This is a genomic window from Rhodospirillaceae bacterium (assembly GCA_028819475.1).
Taxonomy (GTDB): domain Bacteria; phylum Pseudomonadota; class Alphaproteobacteria; order Bin65; family Bin65; genus Bin65.
The window spans coordinates 46,677-71,080 of record JAPPLJ010000048.1 but is presented as its reverse complement, the minus strand read 5'-3'; the positions used below and the strand labels follow the sequence as shown (position 1 = coordinate 71,080).

27 protein-coding genes are annotated in these 24,404 nt (G+C 68.0%); 20 read left to right on the top strand and 7 right to left on the bottom strand.

The genetic code is table 11. The features are described from left to right. The first annotated feature begins 25 nt into the window (after nucleotides 1-25). Nucleotides 26-781: a 3-oxoacyl-ACP reductase FabG gene (locus OXM58_14370; protein ID MDE0149553.1), complete on the top strand. Its 756-nt coding sequence runs from the start codon at nucleotides 26-28 to the stop codon at nucleotides 779-781. Between the two features lie 57 nt (nucleotides 782-838). Here the strand turns inward: OXM58_14370 and OXM58_14365 are convergent, their stop codons facing one another. Next, nucleotides 839-1,396: a DUF1178 family protein gene (locus tag OXM58_14365; protein ID MDE0149552.1), complete on the bottom strand. Its 558-nt coding sequence runs from the start codon at nucleotides 1,394-1,396 to the stop codon at nucleotides 839-841. A 99-nt stretch (nucleotides 1,397-1,495) separates the two neighbouring features. On the opposite strand from OXM58_14365, the gene OXM58_14360 reads away from it, so the two are divergent. From OXM58_14360 to OXM58_14340, 5 genes are all read left to right on the top strand, one after another. Next, a complete protein-coding gene (locus OXM58_14360) occupies nucleotides 1,496-2,089 on the top strand; it encodes an SAM-dependent methyltransferase (protein ID MDE0149551.1) in 594 nt (197 codons plus the stop codon). A gap of 104 nt (nucleotides 2,090-2,193) precedes the next feature. Next, complete coding sequence (locus OXM58_14355; protein ID MDE0149550.1) at nucleotides 2,194-2,850, top strand: peroxiredoxin; 657 nt, start codon at nucleotides 2,194-2,196, stop codon at nucleotides 2,848-2,850. A 134-nt stretch (nucleotides 2,851-2,984) separates the two neighbouring features. Further along, entirely contained in the window at nucleotides 2,985-3,842 is an 858-nt protein-coding gene (gene hisF, locus OXM58_14350) for an imidazole glycerol phosphate synthase subunit HisF (GenBank protein MDE0149549.1), read from the top strand. After that, nucleotides 3,839-4,201: a phosphoribosyl-ATP diphosphatase gene (locus OXM58_14345; GenBank protein MDE0149548.1), complete on the top strand. Its 363-nt coding sequence runs from the start codon at nucleotides 3,839-3,841 to the stop codon at nucleotides 4,199-4,201. The genes hisF and OXM58_14345 overlap by 4 nt, the downstream gene beginning before the upstream one ends. 53 nt (nucleotides 4,202-4,254) lie before the next feature. Continuing rightward, the gene (locus OXM58_14340; protein MDE0149547.1) at nucleotides 4,255-4,623 is read left to right on the top strand and encodes a histidine triad nucleotide-binding protein; all 369 of its coding nucleotides are present in this window, start codon (nucleotides 4,255-4,257) and stop codon (nucleotides 4,621-4,623) included. 352 nt (nucleotides 4,624-4,975) lie between these two features. Here the strand turns inward: OXM58_14340 and OXM58_14335 are convergent, their stop codons facing one another. Both OXM58_14335 and OXM58_14330 read right to left on the bottom strand, forming a co-directional pair. After that, on the bottom strand, nucleotides 4,976-5,536 hold the full coding sequence (locus OXM58_14335; GenBank protein ID MDE0149546.1) for an ActR/PrrA/RegA family redox response regulator transcription factor: 561 nt from the start codon (nucleotides 5,534-5,536) through the stop codon (nucleotides 4,976-4,978). Further along, nucleotides 5,511-6,875 (bottom strand): ActS/PrrB/RegB family redox-sensitive histidine kinase, encoded by a 1,365-nt coding sequence (locus OXM58_14330; protein ID MDE0149545.1) that lies wholly within the window; start codon nucleotides 6,873-6,875, stop codon nucleotides 5,511-5,513. Before OXM58_14330 ends, OXM58_14335 begins: the two co-directional genes overlap by 26 nt. Before the next feature lie 158 nt (nucleotides 6,876-7,033). On the opposite strand from OXM58_14330, the gene OXM58_14325 reads away from it, so the two are divergent. From OXM58_14325 to OXM58_14295, 7 genes are all read left to right on the top strand, one after another. After that, on the top strand, nucleotides 7,034-7,840 hold the full coding sequence (locus OXM58_14325) for an ABC transporter ATP-binding protein (protein ID MDE0149544.1): 807 nt from the start codon (nucleotides 7,034-7,036) through the stop codon (nucleotides 7,838-7,840). Next, nucleotides 7,837-8,667, top strand: a complete 831-nt coding sequence (locus OXM58_14320) for an ABC transporter permease (GenBank protein MDE0149543.1) — start codon at nucleotides 7,837-7,839, stop codon at nucleotides 8,665-8,667. The genes OXM58_14325 and OXM58_14320 overlap by 4 nt, the downstream gene beginning before the upstream one ends. A gap of 213 nt (nucleotides 8,668-8,880) precedes the next feature. Beyond that, nucleotides 8,881-9,717 carry a hypothetical protein gene (locus OXM58_14315; GenBank protein MDE0149542.1) on the top strand — a complete coding sequence of 279 codons (837 nt, stop codon included), beginning with the start codon at nucleotides 8,881-8,883 and terminating at the stop codon, nucleotides 9,715-9,717. A gap of 20 nt (nucleotides 9,718-9,737) precedes the next feature. Continuing rightward, nucleotides 9,738-10,370, top strand: coding sequence for a histidine phosphatase family protein (locus OXM58_14310; GenBank protein ID MDE0149541.1), 633 nt, complete (start codon nucleotides 9,738-9,740; stop codon nucleotides 10,368-10,370). Nucleotides 10,371-10,724: 354 nt separating this feature from the next. After that, entirely contained in the window at nucleotides 10,725-11,978 is a 1,254-nt protein-coding gene (gene phaZ / locus OXM58_14305) for a polyhydroxyalkanoate depolymerase (GenBank protein MDE0149540.1), read from the top strand. Beyond that, a complete protein-coding gene (locus tag OXM58_14300; GenBank protein MDE0149539.1) occupies nucleotides 11,975-12,676 on the top strand; it encodes a SprT family zinc-dependent metalloprotease in 702 nt (233 codons plus the stop codon). Before phaZ ends, OXM58_14300 begins: the two co-directional genes overlap by 4 nt. Nucleotides 12,677-12,784: 108 nt before the next feature. Then, complete coding sequence (locus tag OXM58_14295) at nucleotides 12,785-13,696, top strand: methylated-DNA--[protein]-cysteine S-methyltransferase (GenBank protein MDE0149538.1); 912 nt, start codon at nucleotides 12,785-12,787, stop codon at nucleotides 13,694-13,696. Nucleotides 13,697-13,706: 10 nt separating this feature from the next. Here OXM58_14295 and OXM58_14290 read toward each other — a convergent pair whose 3' ends face one another. After that, complete coding sequence (locus OXM58_14290; protein ID MDE0149537.1) at nucleotides 13,707-14,051, bottom strand: transcriptional regulator; 345 nt, start codon at nucleotides 14,049-14,051, stop codon at nucleotides 13,707-13,709. 490 nt (nucleotides 14,052-14,541) lie between these two features. Further along, a complete protein-coding gene (gluQRS, locus tag OXM58_14285; GenBank protein ID MDE0149536.1) occupies nucleotides 14,542-15,489 on the bottom strand; it encodes a tRNA glutamyl-Q(34) synthetase GluQRS in 948 nt (315 codons plus the stop codon). A gap of 70 nt (nucleotides 15,490-15,559) precedes the next feature. Here gluQRS and OXM58_14280 point away from each other — a divergent pair, with 70 nt between their 5' ends. After that, entirely contained in the window at nucleotides 15,560-16,213 is a 654-nt protein-coding gene (locus tag OXM58_14280) for a DNA-3-methyladenine glycosylase 2 family protein (GenBank protein MDE0149535.1), read from the top strand. Nucleotides 16,214-16,498: 285 nt separating this feature from the next. Next, on the top strand, nucleotides 16,499-17,062 hold the full coding sequence (locus OXM58_14275) for an HNH endonuclease (protein MDE0149534.1): 564 nt from the start codon (nucleotides 16,499-16,501) through the stop codon (nucleotides 17,060-17,062). Between the two features lie 230 nt (nucleotides 17,063-17,292). On the opposite strand, the gene OXM58_14270 is transcribed toward OXM58_14275, so the two are convergent. Next, entirely contained in the window at nucleotides 17,293-17,829 is a 537-nt protein-coding gene (locus OXM58_14270) for an SH3 domain-containing protein (protein ID MDE0149533.1), read from the bottom strand. A 142-nt stretch (nucleotides 17,830-17,971) separates the two neighbouring features. Here OXM58_14270 and OXM58_14265 point away from each other — a divergent pair, with 142 nt between their 5' ends. After that, nucleotides 17,972-18,958, top strand: coding sequence for a D-glycerate dehydrogenase (locus OXM58_14265; protein ID MDE0149532.1), 987 nt, complete (start codon nucleotides 17,972-17,974; stop codon nucleotides 18,956-18,958). 67 nt (nucleotides 18,959-19,025) lie between these two features. On the opposite strand, the gene OXM58_14260 is transcribed toward OXM58_14265, so the two are convergent. Next, nucleotides 19,026-19,496, bottom strand: a complete 471-nt coding sequence (locus tag OXM58_14260) for a flavodoxin domain-containing protein (protein ID MDE0149531.1) — start codon at nucleotides 19,494-19,496, stop codon at nucleotides 19,026-19,028. A 193-nt stretch (nucleotides 19,497-19,689) separates the two neighbouring features. Here OXM58_14260 and OXM58_14255 point away from each other — a divergent pair, with 193 nt between their 5' ends. The 4 genes from OXM58_14255 (at nucleotide 19,690) to OXM58_14240 (ending at nucleotide 24,380) form a co-directional block, all read left to right on the top strand. Continuing rightward, nucleotides 19,690-20,613, top strand: a complete 924-nt coding sequence (locus OXM58_14255) for a helix-turn-helix transcriptional regulator (GenBank protein ID MDE0149530.1) — start codon at nucleotides 19,690-19,692, stop codon at nucleotides 20,611-20,613. A 91-nt stretch (nucleotides 20,614-20,704) separates the two neighbouring features. Then, on the top strand, nucleotides 20,705-22,360 hold the full coding sequence (boxC, locus tag OXM58_14250) for a 2,3-epoxybenzoyl-CoA dihydrolase (protein ID MDE0149529.1): 1,656 nt from the start codon (nucleotides 20,705-20,707) through the stop codon (nucleotides 22,358-22,360). 40 nt (nucleotides 22,361-22,400) lie between these two features. Further along, nucleotides 22,401-23,828 (top strand): benzoyl-CoA 2,3-epoxidase subunit BoxB, encoded by a 1,428-nt coding sequence (boxB, locus tag OXM58_14245; GenBank protein MDE0149528.1) that lies wholly within the window; start codon nucleotides 22,401-22,403, stop codon nucleotides 23,826-23,828. A 219-nt stretch (nucleotides 23,829-24,047) separates the two neighbouring features. Next, entirely contained in the window at nucleotides 24,048-24,380 is a 333-nt protein-coding gene (locus OXM58_14240) for a hypothetical protein (protein ID MDE0149527.1), read from the top strand. Nucleotides 24,381-24,404: the final 24 nt, after the last annotated feature.

The window sequence follows — 24,404 nt, the reverse complement described above, 5'->3', positions numbered from 1 at the left end:
CCGGACCAACAAAGGAGAGACTGGAATGAGCAGACTGGATGGCAAGGTCGCGGTCGTCACCGGCGCCGCCCAGGGCATCGGGGAGACCTATTCGAAAGCGCTCGCGGCGGAGGGCGCCCGGGTGGTGGTATCGGATATCGCCGATCCGTCCCGCGTGGTCGACGCGATAACGGGCGCCGGCGGCGAGGCGATCGGCAGGATCGCCGACGTGACCGACGACGCGTCGCTTTCGGGTCTCGTCGAGGCTGCCGAATCGGCGTTCGGGCCGATCGATATCCTGGTCAACAACGCGGGGCTTTTCTCGGAGCTGCGCCTGACCCCGATCATGCAGCTCACGAACGAGGAATGGGACCGGGTGATGACGGTTAACATGCGGGGCACGTTCCAGACCACCAAGGCCGTCGTTCCCAGCATGCTCAAGAACGGAGGGGGCAAGATCATCAATATCAGTTCGGGCACCTTTTTCTACGGCGGGCCCGGCATCGCGCACTATGTCTGCTCGAAAGGCGCGGTCATCGCCTTCACGCGTTCGGCGTCGCGGGAATTCGGCGACAAGAACATCAAGGTGAACTGCATCGCGCCCGGCCTGGTCGAGACCGAAGGCGTGCGGAACCACCCCGATCTTCACGTCGCCCGCGCGCCGACGTTGCAGGCGCGCGCCATCAAGCGGGAGATGGTGTCGGAAGACCTGATCGGGACGCTGCTGTTCCTGGCGAGCGAAGACAGCGACTTCGTGACCGGACAGACATTCAACATCGACGGCGGCAGGCACAATTATTGAGCCGGGCGCGTCGGCGGGGCGGGATTTGCGAGGAACCTGCGGCGCGCCGGAAGACGCTCAGGCGTCGGTCTTGGAGACCCAGGGGATGCGGCCGAACTCGATGCCCTCGTCGCGCAGGGCCTCGGATTCGGCGTCCGTCGCCTCGCCGTAGATGCTGCGCTCCCGGGTCTCGCCATGGTGGATCTTGCGCGCCTCGTCGGCGAATTTCGGGCCGACATAGTCGGCATTCTTCTCCACGTGCCGGCGCATTTCCACCATCGCCTCGCGGATCTTGCCCATGACATGGATGCGCTTGGCGTCCTCATGCGAGACCGGGCGCGAGACGGGCGCCGGCGGCCCGGCGGGCCCGGGCGAAGGGATCGGGGGCGAGGCAGGCGTATCGGACCCGTCCCCGCCTCTGTCGGCGTCTGGGGGATCGGCAGGCGCCGGCCCATCATGCCGGGTCGCCTTGGTCCCGGAGAGCGCCGGGGCCATCGGGGCGCGGCGCACCTTGACCGAGCCGCAGTCCGGGCAGGAGACCGCACCGGCAGCCTGCAGGGTTTCGTAGGTCTTCGAATCCCTGTACCAGCCTTCGAATTCGTGGCCGGCCTCGCAGCGGACGGTGTAACGGATCATCGCGTACCCTGCATGCAGCAACGCCCCTGTTCGCGGCGTTCGCGCGTCATAGCATGCATTTAGGGATTTTTGCGCGTCAACGGAAGGCCCGGCGGCGCGATGACTGAACCGGCGAGACCGGAACCGGCGAAACCCGAACCGGCCTTGGCGGCGCCCAGCCCCTGGGTGTCGCGCTTCCTGCCGCCGGCTCCGGCGGACGGCGGCCGTCTCCTGGACCTCGCAGCCGGCAAGGGGCGCCACACGAAGCTCGCCCGCGCGCGCGGCTGGCGGGTGACCGCCGTGGACCGGGAAACCGGCGCGCTGGCCGCTCTGGCCGCGGAAGACACGGGCATCGCCGCGCTGGAGATGGACCTGGAGTCCGGCGACGCCGATGCAACGGTGCGGGCCGTCGGCGCTGCCGGACCGTTCGGCATCGTCATCGTCTGCAATTACCTGCACCGCCCGCTGTTGCCGCATCTGCCGGCGCTGCTGAAGCCGGGCGGGCGGCTGATCTACGAGACCTTCATGGTGGGCAACGAGGCCTACGGCCGGCCGCGCAACCCGGATTTCCTGCTGCGGGACGGCGAACTGCGGTCGGTCTTCGAGGGCCGCCTGGCGACGCTTGCCTTCGAACAGGGCTTCGACGCGCATCCCTCGCCGCGCGTCGTCCAGCGCTATGCCGGCCTGTCGGGCGAATCGGCCGACGCCGTTTGATCCACTGCCTGCGCATATTAGTTCATCCGGGCGTTTGCCAAACCGGGCGGAGCGCTGGGCGCTGCAGCCGGCGTCCGCCTGCCGAGCGATGGAGGAAGAAGACGATGGCTGTCAGAATTGGCGACGAGGCGCCGAACTTTACCGCCGACACGACCGAAGGCGAGATCACGTTCCACGATTATGTCGGCGACGGCTGGTGCGTGCTGTTCTCGCATCCCAAGGACTTCACCCCGGTCTGCACCACCGAACTGGGCAGCGTGGCGCGCCTGATGCCGGAATTCCACAAGCGGAACTGCAAGGTCATGGGCCTGTCGGTCGATTCCGTCGAGGACCACAACGCCTGGAAGAACGATATCGAGGAAACCCAGGGCGCGGCGGTGACCTACCCGCTGGTCGGCGACACCGAGATGACCGTGGCCAAGCTCTACGACATGCTGCACCCGAATGCGCGCGGCGAGGCGAAGGCGCGGACCGCGGCGGACAACGCCACCGTGCGCTCGGTCTTCATCGTCGGCCCCGACAAGAAGGTGAAGGCGACGCTCACCTATCCGATGAGCTCAGGCCGCAACTTCAACGAAATCCTCCGGCTGATCGATTCCTGCCAGCTCACGGCGGCGCACCAGGTGGCGACCCCGGCCGACTGGCGGCATGGCGAGGAATGCATCATCGTGCCCGCGGTGTCCGACGAGGCCGCGAAGGAGAAGTATCCGGACGGCTGGCGCACGGAGAAGCCGTATCTCCGCTACGTTCCGCAGCCGTAAGGCATCCGGGCGGTCATCCATCCGGTCCGGCCGTTACCGGCGGCCGGACTTTTCTTTTCGCCGGCGCTCGCGCATGATCGCCGCGCTGCCGGCAGTGCCGCCGCGACGCGCCCGCCGGCCCATCCGGTGACGGCATGCTGAAGACCCGCATCATCCCCTGCCTCGACGTCAAGGACGGCCGCGTCGTCAAGGGCGTGAACTTCGTCGACCTGGTCGATGCCGGCGATCCGGTCGAGCAGGCGAAGCTTTACGACCGGGAAGGCGCAGACGAACTGTGCTTCCTGGACATCACGGCGAGCCACGAAAACCGCGACACGATCTACGACGTCGTCGACCGCACGGTCGCCTCCTGCTTCATGCCGGTGACCGTCGGCGGCGGCGTGCGCGAGGTTGAGGACATCCGCAAGCTGCTGCTCGCCGGCACGGACAAGGTCTCGATCAACACCGCCGCCGTGCACCGGCCGGACTTCGTGCAGGAAGCCGCCAACAAGTTCGGCCGCCAGTGCATCGTGGTCGCCATCGACGCCAAGCGGACGACGGTTGGCCCCAACGCCGGCGATTTCGAGATCTACACCCATGGCGGGCGCACGCCGACCGGGATCGAAGCCGTCGCCTGGGCCCGGCGCATGGCGGATTACGGCGCCGGCGAACTGCTGCTGACCTCGATGGACCGGGACGGCACCAAGGCCGGCTTCGACCTGGAACTGACCCGGGCGATCGCCGATGCGGTGCCGGTTCCGGTGATCGCGTCCGGCGGCGTCGGCACGCTCGACCATCTGGTCGAGGGCGTCACGCAGGGCCGCGCCTCGGCGGTGCTCGCGGCCTCCATCTTCCATTTCGGCACCTATACCATCGCCGAGGCCAAGGCCCATATGGCGGCGGCCGGCGTGCCGGTGCGCCCGCACCGTGCGGCCCCGGAAGCGGCCCCGAGAGCGGCCCCGAAAGCGGCCCCGAAAGCGGCAATAAAGAAAGCAACGGAGGAAGCGGCGTGAGCGCGCGCGACGCCCAACGCGATGCCCAAAGCAATTCAGGCGCCCGGCATGTGCTGGACGTTCTGTATGAAACTGTCGAGAGCCGGCGCGGCGCGGATCCGGCGTCCTCCTGGACCGCCCGGCTGCTCGCCGGCGGCGTTCCGGCCGTGGCGAAGAAGACCGGCGAGGAAGCGGTCGAGGCCATCCTCGCCGCCATGGCGGAAGACCCCGACGCGCTGGCGGCCGAGAGCGCCGACCTGCTCTATCACCTGCTGGTGCTGTGGGCGGCCTGCGGCGTGACGCCGGATCGGGTGTGGCGTGAACTGGAGCGGCGCGAAGGCACGTCGGGCCTTGCCGAGAAAGCCGCCCGGACCCCATAACGGCCCATAACGAAGAGACAGAAAAACCGCACTAGCGCGAGACCGGCCCGCCGATGAGCTACGATCCGAACAACATCTTCGCCAAAATCCTGCGCGGCGAGATTCCCTGCGACAGGGTTCACGAGAACGATCATGCGCTGGCCTTCCGGGACATCAACCCGCAGACGCCGGTCCATGTCCTGGTCATCCCGAAGGGCGCCTACGCCGACCTGACCGACTTCGCGGCCAACGCCCCGGCCGACGAGATCGAGGGCTTCGTGCGCGCGCTCGGCGAGACGGCGCAGATGCTCGGCATTACGGACGGCGGCTACCGGGCGCTCACCAACATCGGCGAGCACGGGCTGCAGGAAGTGCCGCACTTCCACGTCCACCTGTTCGGCGGCCAGCCGCTGGGCCGCATGATCAAACCGCCGGGGAAGTAGGCGGCGGGTCTGGCGGACGGTTCCGGTTGACTTTGGCTCTGTCGAATTTGTCCGGCCATCCCTCGCGCGACAGGTCCGGCGCGGTATCCGGATCGAATTCCGGGTCTGCATCGGGCTCGATCGCCGTTCCCGTCCTCTTGCGCCGGTCGGCAAGTTTCTCTTCGCCGGTCATCGGACCTGTTACCCATGTATCCGGTCCAGACAGTTACCCATCTGTCCGGTCTGCACAATTTCCCCCTCCCCCAAGGGGAGGGGGATTCGGTTAGTGCCCCTTTCGCAGAGGAATCCGAGGGAGGGGATTGTGGTTGCAGCGCTGCGCGTTTCGCGGCACGTCACACCCACCTGACCACCCCTAGTTGTTCGGCGTTTCGCGCGGGGCGTATTTGTTGAGGATGCGCTGCAGCGTGCGCCGGTGCATGTTCAGCCGGCGGGCGGTTTCCGACACGTTGCGGTCGCACTGCTCGTAGACCCGCTGGATATGCTCCCAGCGCACCCGGTCGGCCGACATCGGGTTTTCCGGCGGGCCGGGCAGCGGCCGGTCGGTATTCAGGAGCGCCGCCTCGATCTGGTCGGCGTCGGCCGGCTTGGGCAGGTAGTCCACGGCGCCGGCTTTCACGGCGGCGACGGCGGTCGCGATGTTGCCATAGCCGGTCAGCATGATGACGCGGCAGTCGGGCTTGACCTCGTGCAGGGCGGCCACGACGTCGAGGCCGCTGCCGTCGCCCAGGCGCAGGTCGATCACCGCGTAGTCCGGCATTTCCGACTTGGCGCAGGCGACGCCCTGGGCGGCGCTTTCGGCCGCCACAACGCTGAAGCCGCGCCGCTCCATCGCCAGGATCAGGCGCTGCCGCAGGGGGCGGTCGTCGTCAACGACCAGAAGTTTTCCTTTACTGTCCTGCGTGTTCTCCGACACGTCCGGTCTCCGAAGTTGCGTGTTCGAGCTCCCGGCGCGGCCAGGTTATCCGAACGATGGCGCCGGCCCCCCACCAGTCCCACCAATCCTGATTGGCGAACCGGAGTGTGGCGCCCGTACGATTGAGCAGGTTCTGGGCGATGAACACGCCCAGCCCCATATGCTCGCCTTCGCCGTCCGCACCGGCACGAGTCGAAACATAAGGCTCGCCGAGGCGGTCTAGCAAGTGCGCCGAAAATCCGGGGCCGTCGTCGATGATCTCGACGGTCACCGTTTCGTCGTCCCAGCGTGCCCGCAGGATGACTTCGGCCTCGGCGAACTGGGTGGCGTTCTGGATCAGGGTGCCGACGGCGCGGAGGAATTCCGGGCTGCGGGTCAGGACCGGCTCGGGGCTGCCCAGCGCCTCGCCGACCGGGCGGAAATCGTATGTCAGATTGACGGTCGCGGTCAGGTACGGCCGGGCGGCTTCGGCGAGCATGGTGCTGAGCGGCAGCCGGCTGTAGGGCTCGCCGCCCTCGGTCTCGGGCTGGCGGCTCAGCTCCATCAGGATTTCGCGGCAGCGGCCGGTCTGTTCCAGGATCAGCTCGACATCCTCTGCCATCGGGCTGCCGGGCTTCAGATCGTGGCTCAGCTCCTTTGCGGTGACCGCAATCGTCGCCAGCGGCGTGCCGAGCTCGTGGGCCGCCGCCGCGGCCAGCCCCCCGAGCGACGACAGGCGCTGCTCGTGTTCCAGCGCCACCTGCGCCGCGTTCAGCGCATCCTGCATGCGCCGGCCCTCCTCGGCGACGCTGCCGACGAAGGCGGCGATGAACAGGCCACCGATCACCAGCGCCTGCCAGACGCCCAGCACATAGAACACCGGCAGTTCGAGAAGCGGCTCCGGCCCCGGCAGCGGTTCGTACCGGAACGCGAGCACGCTGATGCAGACCGCGACGAGCAGGCCGAGGCTGAGCGTGCTGATGCGCGACAGGACCGAGGCCGAGACCACCACCGAAGCGAGGAGCATCACAGCAAACGGATTCTGCAGGCCGCCGGTGAGATAGAGCAGCGTCGACAATTGCAGGATATCGTAGGTCAGCCAGAGCGCCGCGGACCGGTCGGAGAGCGTGCCGCTCATCGGCCGGGTCAGCATGATGCCGATATTGACCGCCGCCGAGACGGCGACCGTTGCCAGGCAGGCGAGCAGCGGCAGCGGGTAGTTCAGCCCAAAATTGACGATCAGCACCGCCGCCAACTGTCCCCCGACAGCGAACCACCTTATGTAGACGAGCGTCCGCAGGCGCACCCGCCCCGGTTTCGGGGCGGTGAAGCGCTGGATCGCGGCGAGTTTGGATCTCATTGTCCGGCTGTCATGGCCCCTTCGGGGGCGAACTGCTTCCGGGGGCGAATTGCTTCCGGGCCCGACCGCCCGGAAGCAGGGTTCGGTAACGGGCCTCAGTACTGGCGAAGACAGGCGATGTTCGCAAGGCGATTGATGCAGTTTCCGGCGGCAGAGCGGTGAGCGTGGCCCAGGCCGAAGCGCCGCCCCCCGCCATACGGGTCTCCAAGCTGACCAAATCCTACGACGACGTGCTGGCCGTCAACCGCCTGTCGTTCAGCGTGGCGGAGGGCACGACGGCGGCGCTGCTCGGCGGCAACGGCGCGGGTAAGACCACGACGATCTCGATGATCCTGGGCCTGCTCCTGCCGACCAGGGGGCGGATTTCGGTGCTCGGCGTCGACATGCTGACGCATCGCTACGATGCCCTGCCGCGGATGAATTTCTCCTCGCCCTATGTCGACCTGCCCAAGCGCCTGACCGCGCGGGAGAACCTGAAGGTCTACGCCGGGCTCTACGGCATCGGGCGGGCGGCGCGGCGGATCGGCGAACTGGCCGAGGAGCTGGACCTGACTGCCTTCATGGACCGGCCGAGCGGCACGCTGTCCGCCGGGCAGCGGACCCGGCTGGCGCTCGCCAAGGCGCTGCTCAACGAGCCGGACGTCCTGCTGCTCGACGAACCGACCGCCTCGCTCGACCCGGATACCGGCGACCGGATCCGGACCTATCTCGAAACCTACCGGGATACGCGCCGCGCCACCATCCTGCTCGCCTCGCACAACATGGCCGAGGTCGAGCGCCTGTGCGGCCGGGTGATGATGATGCGCGCCGGCCGGATCGTCGACCAGGGCAGCCCGGCCGAACTGATCCGCCGCTACGGCCGCGCCAATCTGGAGGATGTCTTTCTCGACATCGCGCGCAACCGGCACCGTGCAGACCGGCGCGACGAGCAAAAGGGCCCCGAACAAAAGGGCAGGGCGGCATGAGCGGGTCCGCTGCCGCCGGGACCCGGGGCGCGTTCGCCACATGGCGGCGCATCCGGGCGATGGTGCTGCGCTACGTCTATCTCTACCGCGGGTCGTGGCCGCGCATCCTGGAAATGGCCTACTGGCCGACCCTGCAGATGATCATGTGGGGCTTTCTCACGATCTTCCTGGCGAGCAAGTCCGGGTTTTTCGTCCAGGCCGCCGGGGTGCTGATCGCTGCCGTCCTGCTGTGGGACGTGCTGTTCCGCGCCTCGCTCGGCGTCAGCCTGTCCTTCCTGGAGGAAATGTGGTCGCGCAACCTCGGCCACCTGTTCGTCAGCCCGCTCCGGCCCGGCGAATTCGTCGCCGCGCTGACGCTGATGTCGGCGATCCGCGTGCTGATCGGGGTGATCCCCGCCGCCCTGCTCGCGATCTGGCTCTACGCCTATTCGATCTTCGACATGGGGCTGCCGCTGATCGCCTTCTTCGCCAACCTCCAGGTCATGGGCTGGTCGTTCGGGCTGGTCGTGTGCGGCCTGCTGATGCGCTACGGCCTGGGCGCGGAGAGCATCGCCTGGTTCGCGATCTTCGCGGTCGCGCCGTTCAGCGCCATCTACTATCCCCTGTCGGTCATGCCGGACTGGCTGCAATGGATCGCCGGAATCCTGCCGTCGACCCATGTCTTCGAGGGGATGCGGGCGGTCCTGGTCGACGAGACCTTCCGGACCGATCTATTGGTCAACGCCGTCGCCCTGAACGCCATCTACCTCACCATTTCCGTCGTCGTTTTCCTGCGCTTCTTCCGCTCCGCGCGCGAACGCGGCCTGATCCTGCAGATCGGAGAATAGGCGGCGTTCCGGACACAGAGCCCGCCGGAGGGACCGTAGGGGAGGGTTTCAAACCCTCCCCTACAACCGATTCGGACAGGCGCCGGCCGTACGGACGGGCTGGTCCTGTCGGCACCGGGCGGGATAGCCTATAATCCGGATCGAAGTGCCCGGCCGGCCCCGGCAGGCGCGGTTCGACCGGGGCCGGCCGGGCGCACATGAGGAAGCGGGACGATGAGTACCGACGATCCCAAGGGCGAGCGCGGCGACGATCCGGACTCCTGGCTCGGCCTGTCGAGGAAGAGTGGCGGCGGCCCGCTCGAAGGCGGCGGCTGGTTTCGCGACTGCCGCAACGCCGCGATCATCCTGACCGGCTGGCCGTTCGGCCGGCGCGGCGAGATCGGCCGGGCCGCCGAGGCGGACAGCCGCCGCGCCTTCGTCCTGGTCGGCCTGGCGCTCGGCCTGGCGGCGGCCCTGTTCGCCTGGCTCGCCGATCTCCTCGGCCTCCAGGCCTTCGGCGCCGCCGTGTTCGCCGCGGTCACGCTCGCTACGCTCTCCCATGCCCGGGCCGAGGGCGCCGCAGCCGCTGCGGCTGCGAACCTTGCCGGCGCGGAGGAAGGCTCCGACGCGCGTTTTGCCGTTGTTGCGGCCGCCGTCGGCGCCGTGCTGCTCGCCCGGATTGCCGGCCTCGCCGCCCTGGCGCCGCTCACCGCCATGCTTGCCGCGCTGCTCGCCGCGCAGGTCCTTTCGACCGCGACCATGGCGCTCGCGACCCTGCCGGGCGGGGACGGCGACGCCGATCCGCTGTTCGACGCCCAACGCGATAACCCCCGGTCCGACAGGGGCGGCAACGTCGCCCTGTGGATCAGCGCCGCCGCCGCCCTGCTGCTCGCCATCCTGTTCCTCGGCCTGTGGACGGCCCTGCTGGCGGCGGCCGTGAGCCTGATCGTCGGCGCACTGGTCTTCGTGTCCGCAGACCTGTTCGGGATGCCGCGCGACAGGAACCTTCTCCACACCCTGCGCATCAAGTCTGAACTTGCGGTCATCGTAACGGTGGTCGCCGTCAGTTGATCGAGCACGAGGTTTCCGGCATGACTGTAACCGTAACCCGGTGGTGGTGGGTCCGCCACGCGCCGGTCATCGACGACGGCGGCCGCTTCTACGGCCAGGCGGACCTGGAGGCCGATACCGGGGACATGGCGGCCCACCGCGCCCTCGCCAAAGCCCTGCCGCCGGACGCGGTGTGGGTCTCCTCCCATCTCCGGCGCACCCACCAGACCGCGGCCGCCATCGGCGCGGCCGGCTATCCGCTGCCCGAGGTCGCCCATCACCGGGACCTGGCCGAGCAGCATTTCGGCGACTGGCAGGGCACGCCGCGCGCGCCGGCCTACGAGAAACACGGCGGCTTTTACGGCTTCTGGATGAGCGTTCTGGACAAGGCGCCGCCGAACGGCGAGAGCTTCAACGACCTGCGCCGGCGGATCGGCGCTGCGGTGCAGCGGCTGTCCGCCGAGCATCGCGGGCGGGACATCGTCGCCGTCGCCCACGGCGGGACGATCCGGGCGGCGCTCGTCGGCGCCTTCGATCTGCCCTCGGCGATGGCGCTCAGCCTGACCATCGGCAACAGCTCCCTGACCCAGATGGACCTGGTCGAGGAGCCGGGCCGGGGCGCCCGCTGGATGCTCAACCTGCTTAACGGATATGGTGTGGGTGGTTTGCGCTGACGCCGGGCCGGCCGCGCGCGTCGATCCGTTCGTAGGGGAGGGTTTGAAAAGGGTTGATGTTCCTGACTATGCGTCCGCGGCCCACGGCCATTGCGATAATCGACGTCGTTACCCATCCCTCCATTGCCGCCCCGGACGGAGCGCGGCGGAGATCCGGGGCGGCACAATTGGTTCTCTTGGCCGCAGACGGACGAAGCGGCAGCCGCTATCGAATCCGTGAATGCCGATAATGCGTTAAATCGTTGTGCAGCGCACCGCAGCGTGGTTTGTTGCAGTGCAACAGGGGGGCCGGGCGGCACAGTGCCTCCGGAAGAGTTCGGATCCGAAACAACGGCGGCCGGGAGCGCACCGCTCATGCTCTATTCCCTGTACGACTGGCAGCTCGCCGCCTTTGCCCCGATGCGCACGATGGCGGTCGCCGGCCGGAGTTTCCTGACCAATCCGGACTTTCCGTTCACCGAGAGCCGGTTCTTCCGCGGCGTCGCCGCCGGCTGCGAACTGTTCGAGCGCGTCACCCGGCGCTACGAGAAGCCGGCCTGGGGCCTGGACCGAACCCGGATCGGCGGCGCGCCGGTTGCGGTGACGGAAGAGATCGTCGAGGCCCGGCCGCACTGCAACCTGCTGCATTTCCGGCGCGATGCGGGCGGTTCCGCGGCGGGCGACGATCTGAAGGTTCTCGTCGTCGCCCCGATGTCGGGCCATCACGCCACGCTGCTGCGCGGCACGGTCGCCGCCCTGCTGCCGGAGCACGACGTCTACATCACCGACTGGATCGACGCCGGCCGGGTGCCGGTTTCGCGGGGCCGGTTCGATCTCGACGATTATGTCGACCACGTCATCGCCTTCCTGCAACGGCTCGGTCCCGGCGCCCATGTCGTCGCGGTGTGCCAGCCCTCGGTGCCGGTGCTGGGCGCGGTTTCCCTGATGGCGGCAGACGGCGACCCGTGCCGGCCGGCGTCCATGACGCTGATGGGCGGGCCGGTCGATACGAGGATCAACCCGACCCGGGTCAACGATTTCGCCAAGCGGCACAGCCTCGGCTGGTTCGAGCGCTCGGTCATCACCCGGGTGCCGTTCGGCTACGAAGGATTCAACCGGCGGGTCTATCCCGGATTCCTCCAGCTCACCGGCTTCATGTCGATGAATTTCGACCGCCACTTCGGCGCCCATCTCAAGCTGTTCGAGCATCTGATCCGGGGCGACGGCGACAGCGCCGAAGCGCACCGCAAATTCTACGACGAATACATGTCGGTGATGGATATGACCGCGGAGTTCTATCTCCAGACCGTCGATGTCGTGTTCCGGCAGCACGCCCTGCCCAGGGGCGAATGGGTCTCGCGCGGGCGCAGGATCGAGCCGGCCGCGATCGAAAACACCGCCCTGCTCACCGTGGAAGGCGAACTGGACGATATTTCGGCGGTCGGCCAGACCCGGGCGGCGCACGACCTGTGCACCGGCATCCCGCACGACCGCCGCCGCCACATCCTGCAGCCTGACGTCGGCCACTACGGCATTTTCAACGGCCGCCGCTGGCGCGAACTGATCTGTCCGCAGGTCCGCGACTTCATCCGCGCCGCCCACGCTTCGGGCGGCCCGCTCCCCCCGTGACGGATTTCCTGACGCTCGACGCCGCCGGACTGCCGGTGACGGTGGGCGTGCGGCGCAGCGCCCGGGCGCGGCGCATCCTGCTGCGGATCGACCGCAACGCGCGCGAGGCCGAACTGGTGCTGCCGCCGGGCGCGTCGGTCGCCGAGGGCCGGGCCTTCGCCGAGAAGAAGGCGCTGTGGCTGCGCAACCGGCTGGCGCTGCTGCCGGAAGCCATGCCCTTCGAACCCGGCGGGACGGTGCCGGTCCTCGGACGGGACCGCCTGCTGGTCCATGACCCGGAGGCGCGCGCCGGCGTCGTGCTGGACGGCGGCCGGCTGATCGTTTCGGGCGATCGCGAGTTCTTCGCCCGCCGGCTGCACGACTGGCTCAGGCGCGAGGCCCGGCGCCGCATCGCCGGACTGGCGCACGACAAGGCGGCCCGCATCGGCCGGACGGTGGCGCGGGTTTCCGTGCGCGACCAGCAGAGCCGCTGGGGCTCGTGCAGCACGACCGGGAATCTGAATTTCTCGTGGCGGCTGATCCTCGCGCCGGCCGGGGTGCTGGACTATGTCGTGGCCCACGAGGTCGCCCATCTCGCGGAGCCGAACCACTCGGACCGCTTCTGGCGTCTGGTCGATACGCTGACGGATCACGCGGATTTCGGCCGGTCCTGGCTGCGCAGGCACGGCCCGCGCCTGCACGCCTACGGCGCCGCCTGACCGGAGCGGCAGGACACGCATCGGATAGCGCCGGCGGCCGGTCTGTACCAATCTTTGTCCCGACCCGCTAAAGGGCCCGCTAAAGGGCTCGCAGGACAGGATGCGACCATGAACGACCGAGCAACCGCCCGAATTTCAACACGGCATTCCGCACATCCGCCGGCGGCGTCCGCACCGGCGCTGCAGGACCGGCGGATCGAGCGGGCCTGCCGCTTCATCGACGGGTTCGACGACGGCGTGCCGACCCTGCGCGAGATCGCCGACCATGTCGGCCTCAGCCCGGCCTGGCTGCAGAAGCGCTTCAGCGAGGCGCTCGGCGTGTCGCCCAAGCAGTATGCCGACCAGCGGCGGCGCGAGCGGCTGAAATCCCTGCTGCGCGAGGGCGACGAGGTGACCGGCGCGCTCTACGAGGCGGGCTACGGCTCGTCGAGCCGGCTCTACGAATCCTCCGACGCCACCCTGGGCATGACGCCTGCCACCTACCGCAGGGGCGGCGCCGGCGCGCGCATCGCGTGGACGGTGGCGCCCTGCGCCCTCGGCCTGCTGCTGGTCGCCGCGACCGAGCGCGGCATCTGCTTCGTCGCCTTCGACGACAGCGAAGCAGACCTGCTGACCGAATTGGGCGCCGAGTTCCCGCACGCCGAGATCGTCCCGGACATCGGCATCCTGGAGGCCTGGACCGCCGAGGTGCTGCGCCGGGTCGAGGGCCGGCCGCCGCGCGCGACCCTGCCGCTCGACGTCCGGGCGACCGCGTTCCAGCAGCGGGTGTGGCGGGCGCTCACCGAAATTCCGCAGGGCGAGACCCGGACCTACAGCGAGATCGCGCGCGGCCTCGGCAAGCCCGCCGCGCAGCGCGCCGTCGGCCGGGCCTGTGCGACCAATCCGGTCTCCATCGTCATCCCCTGCCACCGCGCCAAACGCAGCGACGGCGGCCTCGCCGGCTACCGCTGGGGCGTCACGCGGAAGGAGGCGCTGATCGAGGCGGAGAGGGCTGACCGAAACCTGTCGAAAGGCGAATAGCCGGTCGTCATTACGATGCCGGGAGAGCGTCCCGCGCTTCCTCCGCGCCGTCCGCGCGAAGCGCCCTGACCACGGCGTCGGGATCCCGGTCTATAACGGTCAGCAGCACACGGGCCGCCCGGTCGGGGACGCGGCGACCCTGTTCCCAATCCTGCACCGCACGGGCGTCGAGACCGAACCGGTCGGCAAATTTCTGCCGGCTCAGCCGCAACCGCCTGCGGACGGCGACAATCCGTTCGACGGTGGGATCGTCGACAATCCGGCAGGGGAGGGTCGCTTCGCCGCGAGCATGGGCGAGCACTTCTTCCAGCGCCGTTTCGATCTCGCGCCCGAGTTCGCTTCGTTCTGCCGTCATCGCTTCCCCGCCTCCTTCCGAATTGTTGCCACAAGGCGCGACAGAGCCTTGACGTCTGCCGGAGTCAGGTCGTCGCGGGTCTGCTTGGTCATCAACTTGCAAATGGTACGCTCACTCATGCGCGTGGAGAAAATCTGCATTAATCCGGATTTCTTGCAAGAAATCGGGGTATCCAGGATTTATGTGCAAGAAAATTCTTTCGCGATAGCAGGTTAACACAAAGAATCATGTTACCCCGGCCCCCGAGCCGGGGTCCAGAAGCGCACGATGGGCGGTGCGTCCGGAGAGGGGGACTGGGTTTCCGCAGTCCTGCAATCCAATCCGCACCGCGGATCGTTGCCGTCACCCGGATTCGTATCCGCCGCTTTGCCCTGTGGCTCTGGGCCCCGGCTCGGGGGCCGGGGCGACAAGTCTTGTGAAAAATGCGGGCAAGCGATTGAATGCGGCATTGCCGCACTTTCGTCAAGCTGCCGTATCGGGCGGAGAAATGTCATTCTTGGGCGTACGGCTCATAGGACCGCCGCCAATTCTCCGCCATCACGATGACTTCCGAGGGCGACAGCCCCCGCTCCCGCAGGCTGCGGATCGTCAGGGACCGGTCGCGTTTGGCGAAGCGCTTGCCCCCGGCGTCCAGCAGCAGCGGATGGTGGACGTAGGCCGGCGCCGGCAGGCCGAGGATGGCCTGGAGCAGCCGGTGGATGTGGGTGGCGGCGAACAGGTCTTCGCCGCGCACGACCAGGGTGACGCCCTGCCGGGCGTCGTCCACCGTGACGGCGAGATGGTAGCTGGTCGGGACGTCCTTGCGCGCGAGGACGACATCGCCGAAGACCGCCGGATCGGCTGTAACATCGCCCGCCGCCTCGTCGCGCCAGATCAAAGCGCCGAACCGGTCGGCGGCCGCCACCGTATCGAGCCGCCAGGCATGAGGCTCGCCGCGTTCGATCCGCGCGTCGGTTTCCGCCGCCGGGAGACCGCGGCAGGTGCCCGGGTAGCGCAGGCCGCCGCCCGGCGCTTGTCGACTGTCAGGCGGGTTCGCGACCGGGTTGTCGGGCGAACTGCCGGGCGGGCCGTGGGGCGCGCCGCCGGCGGCCTCGATCTCGCGGCGGATGTCGGCCCGGGTGCAAAAGCAGGGATAGGCGAGGCCCTGTTCCCGGATCGCCGCCAGCGCCGCCCGGTAGCGGCCGAAATGCTCCGACTGGCGCAACACCGGCCGTTCCCACTCCAGGCCGAGCCAGGCGAGGTCCTCGAAAATCGCCGCTTCGTATTCCGGCCGGCAGCGCCCGGTGTCGATATCCTCGATGCGCAGCAGGAAGCGCCCGCCCCCGCCCGCGTCCCCATCGCCGTCCCGGGCGCGGCGCCAGGCCTGCCAGGCGGACCAGGCATGGCCGAGATGGAGATGGCCGGTCGGGCTCGGCGCGAAGCGGGTGACGGGCGAAATGCGGGATCTCCTTTCCCGGCGTCCTGCGTGCCGGCTGGCGGCGGCCGGTGCGCGCGGTTATAGCAGAGCCATGCGCGAACTGACCGAGCAAAGCCTGGTCGCCGGGCTGGACGAAACGGCCCGGCGCTGCCCGGCCGTGGCGCGGGCGCTTGCCGAGGCCGGCTATCCCGAACTGCGCCGGCGCGAGCCCGGTTTCGCCGCCCTGCTGCGCGCCATTGTCGGCCAGCAGCTTTCGGTCGCCAGCGCCGGCGCGATCTGGGGCCGGCTCGAAGCGGCGGTCCGCCCGGTCGCGCCGGGGGCGCTGCTGGCGCTCGACGATGCAACCCTGCGCGCCCTCGGCCTCAGCGGGCCGAAGATCCGCTATGCCCGGGCGCTCGCCGAAGGGTGCGAATCCGGTGCGCTCGATCTCGACCGGCTGGAGGGGCTGCCGGACGAAGACGCGGTCGCCGCCCTTGTCGCGGTCAAGGGCATCGGCCGCTGGACGGCGGAAGTCTATCTCCTGTTCGCGCTCGGCCGGCGCGACGTGCTGCCGGCCGGCGACCTGGCGCTGCTGACCGCGGCGCAGCGCCTGTTCGGCTTGCCGGAACGCCCGGCGCCGGGCGGGCTCCTGGAGCGCGCCGAAATCTGGCGGCCCTGGCGCGGCGCGGTCGCCCATCTGCTGTGGCGCTATTTCAGCGAAACCCGCCCCGCCCGCCGGAGCGGCGACGACAGCCTTCCCGTCTAGGGCGGGTCGTGTCCCGGTCTGACGCGCGGCGGCGGACCGAACCCGTTCGTTCCCCGCCGTTCCGGCCGGGACGCTACCGGCGGTTTCGCCGGGTTGCGCCGGTCGGCCTCAGCCGATAGACAGTGCGGCGATGAAACCCGCACCCGCAATACCCTGGGGAATGGTTCGGCGATTGTCACCGGCCCGTCACGGACGGCCGGGCGACACGCCGGCAACCGGATAGCCCGGCGCCCCCAACCGGACAGACCGAACCGGACAGCCCGCCGGCAGGATCGACGAAACGCCATGACCGTAGCGCTGAACGCCTGCCCTGCCCTGGTCCTGAACGCGGATTTCCGGCCGCTCAGCTATTTCCCCCTGTCGCTCTGGTCGTGGCAGGAGGCGATCAAGGCCGTCTTCCTCGACCGGGTGATCGTCCTGTCGGAATACGACCGCACGGTGCGCTCGCCGTCGGTCGAGATGGCGCTGCCCAGCGTGATCTCGCTCAAGCAGTATATCCCGGCGAACCGGCGGCCGGCCTTCACGCGCTTCAACGTGTTCCTGCGCGACAGGTTCACCTGCCAGTATTGCGGCGTTCCCGGTTCGACACAGGAACTGACCTTCGACCATGTCATCCCGCGCTCGCGCGGCGGCCGGACCCAGTGGGAGAACATCGTCACCGCCTGCGCGCCCTGCAACCTGCGCAAGGGCAACCGGGTGCCGAAGGAAAGCGGCATCCGGCCCCGGCGTATGCCCCGGGTGCCGACCAACCACTACCTGCAGAACAACGGCCGCAGCTTCCCGCCCAACTTCCTGCACGAAAGCTGGGCGGACTACCTCTATTGGGATTCCGAGCTGGAAGCGGATTAGGCGCTTTCGCCGATCCGCCGTTCCGAACGGAACGGCCGGTAATTCCCATTCCCGTCATTTCGACCGGAATGGTCCGCAGGACCATGTAGTGGAGAAATCTTTCTGCGCAGGCGCTTCGGCCCGGCACCGCGAGTGAAAGATATCTCCGCTCCGCAGTCCTCCGGACTGCTTCGGTCGATATGACGGGCGTGGATTTGCTTCGCTCGAAGCGGCGGTCGCCCGGCGCGCCCTCAGCGGCCGTCGTCCTTTTCGTGGACGCCCCAGATCGCAGTGCGCCGGACCCAGCCGGTGTGGCCTTCGGCGGAAATCCGGCACCAGGCGCCGGCGCATTTCCTGAGCTGGGCGATCGCGCCGGCTTCCGCCCTGGCGACGGCGGCGGACGCATCCTGCGGCCCGTTGCGCAGCAGGACGGTCTGCGCCTCGATCAGCACGGTGCGCCGGCCCATCAGGTTGCTGACATGGATCCAGCCGACCGTGCCCCAGCGGTCGCGCACCCGCCGCCAGGTATCGAGGTCGCGGATCACCTCGACCGGCAGGCCGCGCCGCTTGTAGACCCACTCGATCGGGTATTTGCGGCCGGGGCCGGTGCGCAGGTTGACGGTGCCGAAGCGCAGCGAGACGAAGCGCGGCACCTTCAGCTTCGACGCCAGGGCCGGCCCCACCCCGAACAGCCCCGCGCCGAACGGGCCGGCACCGTCCGGCCACAATGGCGCCAGCGGGAGCGCGGCGAGCAGGGCGCAGACACAGGCGAGGCGGCGCGCAGACATGCCGGCGGTATGCGATCCGCGGCAACCCGCGTCAAGCGGCAGGCCGCTGCACGCTGGACATCGCCATGGCCCCTTGTTACCCACAATCTTCGGCGGCAGAGGCACAGCCCGATTCGCCCCGCCGGATGAAACGAGGAGCGCCATGGCGCAGGAAAAGCCGGTCGTCGTCGTGACCCGCAAGCTGCCGGACCCCATCGAAACCCGCATGATGGAGCTGTTCGACACGCGCCTGAACCGCGACGACCAGCCGATGACGGGCGCCGAGCTGATCGAGGCCTGCAAGATGGCCGACGTGCTGGTGCCGACCGTGACCGACAGGATCGACAAGGGGATCATGGCCCAGGCGGGGCCGCGGCTGCGCCTGATCGCCTCCTTCGGCACCGGCGTCGACCATATCGATCTCGCCACGGCGCGCGAGCGCGGCATCACGGTGACCAACACGCCCGGCGTGCTGACCGAGGACACGGCGGACATGACGATGGCGCTGATCCTCGCCGTGTCGCGCCGGGTCGCCGAAGGCGAGCGGCTGATGCGCTCGGGTGAATGGAAGGGCTGGGGCCCGACGACCATGCTCGGCCACCGGATATGGGGCAAGCGCCTGGGCATCCTGGGCATGGGCCGGATCGGCCGGGCGCTGGCGCGCCGCGCCCGGGGCTTCGGCCTGTCGGTGCATTATCACAACCGGCGGCGCCTCGACGCCGCGACGGAAGGCGAACTCGAAGCGACATTCTGGGAGAGCTTCGACCAGATGCTCGCCCATATGGACATCCTGTCGGTCAACTGCCCGCACACCCCGGCGACCTATCACCTGCTGTCGGCACGGCGCCTCAAGCTGCTCAAGCCCCACGCCATCGTGGTCAACACGGCGCGCGGCGAGGTGATCGACGAGAATGCGCTGACCCGGATGCTGGCCAACGGCGAGGTCGCCGGCGCCGGGCTGGACGTGTTCGAGCACGAGCCGGCGGTCAACCCGAAGCTGCTCGGCCTCGACAATGTCGTGCTGCTGCCGCACATGGGATCGGCGACGATCGACGGCCGGATCGACATGGGCGAGAAGGTCATCGTCAACATCAAGACCTTCGTCGACGGCCACAAGCCGCCGGACCGGGTGATCGAAGCGCTGGTCTGAGAACGCCCGCTTCTGCCGCCGGCCCCGGCCGGGGACGAGTTACGCCCGCGCCGCCCCGCGATGCCGGTCAGGCGGCGAGAGCGCGGGCTTCGCTAAAATTTCCGATCCACTCCTTGACCCATTCGACGCCGTCGTCTTCGGGGATCGTGCCGGAACTGGCGTCATGGGTGAAGATCGTGCCGATCCGCGCGGCGCCGCACTCTTCGAGCGCCTTGTCGAACCGCTTGCCGCCGAAATTGAACGTGTCCGAATAGGTCATGTCGCCGAGCGAGAAGACGCCGTAGCGCACGGCGCTCAGGTCCGGCTTGTCCTGGACCAGCCCCTCGTAAAGCGCCATGGCGTTGTCCGGCACGTCGCCCTGGCCGTAGGTCGAGGACACGATCAGGAAATCGCCGCCGCCGTCGAACACCGAGATGTCGAGATCGTCCATCGCCTCGACCTCGACCTCATGGCCGAGTTCGGCGAGCGCATCGCCCATCTCCTCCGCCACCATTTCCGCGGTGCCGGTCATCGTACCGACGAGAATTTTCAGTTCCACGACCGTTGCTCCAACATGTCTTCGATGTGCCGGCCTCCGGCGGGCGGGCCTGCGCTGTCCTGGCCGCTGTCCTGGCCGATCCCGCCGGTGTGCAGCCGGGCGGCGAACGATGCGCAACATAGAACCGATACATCTTGATTTCAAGCATTATATTGCATATATTCTGGCCAGACTCCGATACCGGTTCCGTATCATGGATATTTCCGCTCAATCCTCCGACGCCCGGCCCGACCCGGAAGCGCAGGACCGCACGACGCCGGACGTTTTCCTGACGCAGCTGGGCGAGCGCGTCCGGGCGGCCCGCGCGCGCCGCGGCATGTCGCGCCGGATCCTGTCCCGCGCCTCGGGCGTGTCGGAACGCTATCTGGCCCAGCTCGAGGCCGGCAAGGGCAATATTTCGATCGCCCTGCTGCGCAACGTCGCCGGCGCGATGAGTGTGCCGCTGGCCGACCTGGTGCGCGAGGGCGCCGAACGGCCGGTCGACCTGACGTTGCTCATTCGCAAGCTGGAACGCCTGCAACCCGATGACCTGGCGCACGCCAACCGCCTGCTGACCGATGCGCTCGGCCTTGGCAAGCGGGCGGACCGGATGGACCGGATCGCGCTGACCGGCCTGCGCGGCGCCGGCAAATCGACGCTCGGCGCGGCGCTGGCGCAGCGCCAGGGCGTGCCCTTTATCGAAATGGCGCGCGAGGTTGAGCGAACAGCCGGCATGCCGGTCGACCAGATATTCGACCTGTCCGGCCAGGCCGCCTATCGCCGCTACGAGCGCCGGGCGCTCGAAGATGCGCTGGCGGCGCATGCCGAATGCGTGATCGCGACCGGCGGCAGCATCGTTTCGGAGCCGGAAACCTACGAGCGGCTGCTCGAGGAATGTTTCACCGTCTGGCTGCAGGCGACGCCGGAGGACCATATGCGCCGGGTGCGCGAACAGGGCGACACCCGCCCGATGGAGAACAGCGGCGAGGCGATGGCCGATCTGGAGCGCATCCTCGAGACGCGGCACGCCCTCTACGCGCGGGCGGATGTCACGCTCGACACCTCGCACCGTTCGGCGGAAGCGGCGTTGAACGCCCTTGGCCTGGCGCTGAACGATGCGCGACGAAACATCGAATAATATTGCTTGCATCGAGAATATTATGCATTATATTGCATAGATCGGACCGAACAACCCGCCGCGTGCGGAACGGCTGTGCCGGGGAGCGACCATGACCGAGAACATCGTGCTGTATGACCGGGCGCCCGGCGACTACAAACACTGGTCGATCGATATCGACGGCGACGTCGCGCGGCTGACCCTGGACGTCGCCGAGGACGGCGGGCTGAAGCCCGGCTACACGCTGAAGCTGAATTCCTACGACCTTGGCGTGGACATGGAACTGTCCGACGCCCTGCAGCGCATCCGCTTCGAGCATCCGTCGGTCAAGGTGGTTGTCGTCACCAGCGGCAAGGACCGGGTGTTCTGCGCCGGCGCCAACATCAACATGCTGTCCGCGTCCGAGCACTGGTGGAAGGTGAATTTCTGCAAATTCACCAATGAAACCCGCAACGGCCTCGAGGACATGTCGGAGACCTCCGGCCTGAAATCGCTCGCGGCGGTCAACGGCGCCTGCGCCGGCGGCGGCTACGAACTGGCGCTCGCCTGCGATGAGATCGTGATGGTCAACGACCGCTCCTCCACGGTGAGCCTGCCGGAAGTGCCGTTGCTCGGCGTGCTGCCCGGCACCGGCGGCCTGACCCGGGTGACCGACAAGCGCAAGGTGCGCCGCGACCTGGCCGACGTGTTCTGCACGACTTCCGAAGGCGTGCGCGCCGACCGGGCCAAGGCGTGGAAGCTGATCGACGATTATGCGCCGCCCGCCGCGTTCGACGAACTGGTCGCCGGCCGGGCGAAGGCGCTGGCCGCGCGGTCCGCCCGCCCGGACGGCGCGACCGGCGTGAAACTGACCCCGCTGGACCGCCGGATCGACGACGACGGCTACCGCTACGAATTCGTCGACGTGGCGCTCAACTCGGCCGACCGGACCGCGACGCTGACGGTGCGCGGCCCGGCCGGCGCGCCGCCGGCGACGGCCGCGGAGATCGAGGCCGCGGGCGCCGGCTGGTGGGCCCTGCAGATGACGCGGGAACTGGACGACGCAATCCTGATGCTGCGCACCAACAACATCGACATCGGCCTGTGGCTGCTGCGCGCCGAGGGCGACTCCGCGGCGATTCTCGCGGCCGGCCGGTCGCTGCTCGAAAACCGGGACAACTGGTTCGTCAACGAGACGGTCCAGTATCTCAAGCGGACGCTGGCGCGCCTCGACGTCTCCTCGCGCAGCCTGTTCGCCATCGCGGACACCGGCACGGCCTTCGCCGGGATCCTGGCCGAACTGCTGCTCGCCGCCGACCGCTCCTACATGCTGGACGACCAGGAAGAGCCGGAGAACTCGCCGGCCATCCTGCTCGACGAAACGAATTTCGGCCTGTTCCCGATGCCGAACGGCCTGACCCGGATCGCGGCGCATTACCAGGGGGACGCTGACGCCGAGGCCGACGCCCGCGCGCGGACCGGCGAGCCCATCGGCCCCGCAGACGCCGCAGACCTGGGCCTCGTCACCTTTGCGCCGGACGAACTGGACTGGGAGGACGAGGTGCGCCTCGCGATCGAGGAGCGCGCCAGCCTGTCGCCCGACGCGCTCACCGGCATGGAGGCCAGCCTGCGCTTCGGCGGCCGGGAAACCATGGCCACCAAGGTGTTCGGCCGGCTGACCGCCTGGCAGAACTGGATCTTCATCCGGCCCAACGCGGTCGGCGACCAGGGCGCGCTCAAGCTCTACGGCACCGGCACCAAACCCAGCTTCAAATGGCAGCGCGTGTAACGCCGCCCGATCAGGAACACCCAGCCCGAGGATCCCGTTCATGTCGATCAACTACGCCGAGAAGATTCCCAACAACGTCGACCTGAGCGCCGACCGCCAGCTCCAGCGCGCGCTGGAGCGCTGGCAGCCTGCCTTCCTGAACTGGTGGGGCGAGATGGGCCCGGACGGCGATTTCCAGGCCCGGGACGTCTACCTGCGCACGGCGACCTCGGTCGACGCCAAGGGCTGGGCGACCTACGGCCACGTCAAGATGCCGGACTACCGCTGGGGCATCTTCCTGGCCGACAAGACGGAGGACCGCACCATCGGCTTCGGCGACAGTTTCGGCCAGCCGGTGTGGCAGCAGGTGCCGGGCGAGTTCCGCTCCGATCTGCGCCGCCTGATCGTCACCCAGGGCGATACCGAGCCTGCTTCAGTCGAACAGCAGCGCATGCTCGCCTACACCTGCCCGTCGCTCTACGACATGCGCAACCTGTTCCAGGTCAACGTCGAGGAAGGCCGGCACCTCTGGGCCATGGTTTACCTGCTGCACGCCCATTTCGGCCGCGACGGACGCGAGGAGGCCGAAGACCTGCTGGAGCGCCATTCCGGCGACGTCAACAACCCGCGCATCCTGACGACCTTCAACGAGCCGATCGACGACTGGATGTCGTTCTTCAGCTTCACCTACTTCACCGACCGGGACGGCAAGTTCCAGCTCAAGATGCTGGCCGAGAGCGCCTTCGATCCGCTGTCGCGCACCTGCCGCTTCATGCTGACCGAGGAAGCCCACCACATGTTCGTCGGCGAGACCGGCCTCGGCCGGGTCATCCGGCGGGCGCTGGAGGTCATGCAGGAGTTGAACACCGACGACCCGCAGCGCATCCGCGACCACGGCGCGATCGATCTCGGCCTGGTCCAGAAATACATCAACTACTGGTACTCCTCCTCCCTCGACCTGTTCGGCGCCGACCGCTCGACCAACGCCGCGGCCTATTTCGCCAACGGCCTCAAGGGCCGGCCGGACGAGGACCGGTTCGAGGACCATCTGGAAGCCGACACGCTCTACCGCATCGAGGAGCCGACCGAGGACGGCGCCGGCGTGCGGGAAATCGAAATCCCGACGCGCAACGCCATGAACCTGGTCGCCCGCAAGGGCTATTCCAATGACTGCGATATCGGCATCACGCGCTGGAACCGGATGATCCGGAAGGCCGGGGTCGATCTCCAATTCAGCCTGCCGTCGGACCGCTTCCGCCGAACGGTCGGCCCCTTCGCCGGCTTCCATTTCGCGCCCGACGGCACGCCGGTCTCGAAAGAGGCCTACGAAAGCCGGATAAACGACTGGATCCCGTCGGAGGCCGACCGGACCCACATCAAGAGCCTGATGAAGCAGGTGACCGCGCCGGGCCGGATGGCCGGCTGGATTGCCCCGCCCGACCGCGGCATCAACAACAACCCGGTCGACTATGAGTATGTGAGGCTTTAGCCGGCGGCCGGCAGGACTCTTTATTCGCTAAATTGGGGTAGAAATGCAGAAAGATTCATGATATGTTTACCTTGACACACTGGTTTTGGCTGCCCTTCTCTCCTCTAGCAAGTCATCATCGCCTTGGAAGGCGATGATGACTGACACCAATTCGCCGCCAGCATCTCAGCGCGACTGAGTTGCAATTCGCGTCATTTGAATATCGAAAGAGCCCTACGCATGAGTGAAACGGGATTAGACGAAACTGTTGAAACCGGCTCAGCGTACTCTACGCCACCTTCCACCGCAACAGATACTGCGCTTCAAGCAATCTATTTCAATGGTGTTGAAATTGGGCTTTCTCTATCAGACATGACCGCGCTTCTTATGCGAAATGGTGAACGGTTGTGCGCACTCCATATGTCGTTCACAACAGCAAAGACATTTGCAGCTGAATTGAGTCGAGCTGTTGCCGATTTTGAAAAAGCGACTGACCATAATATTATGACGATGCATGATATTCGGCCCGCACTTTTAGAAATTCAAAATCAATCTTTAAGAGAGAAGGAATAGAGTTGTTGCCCTCACTGTACCGAG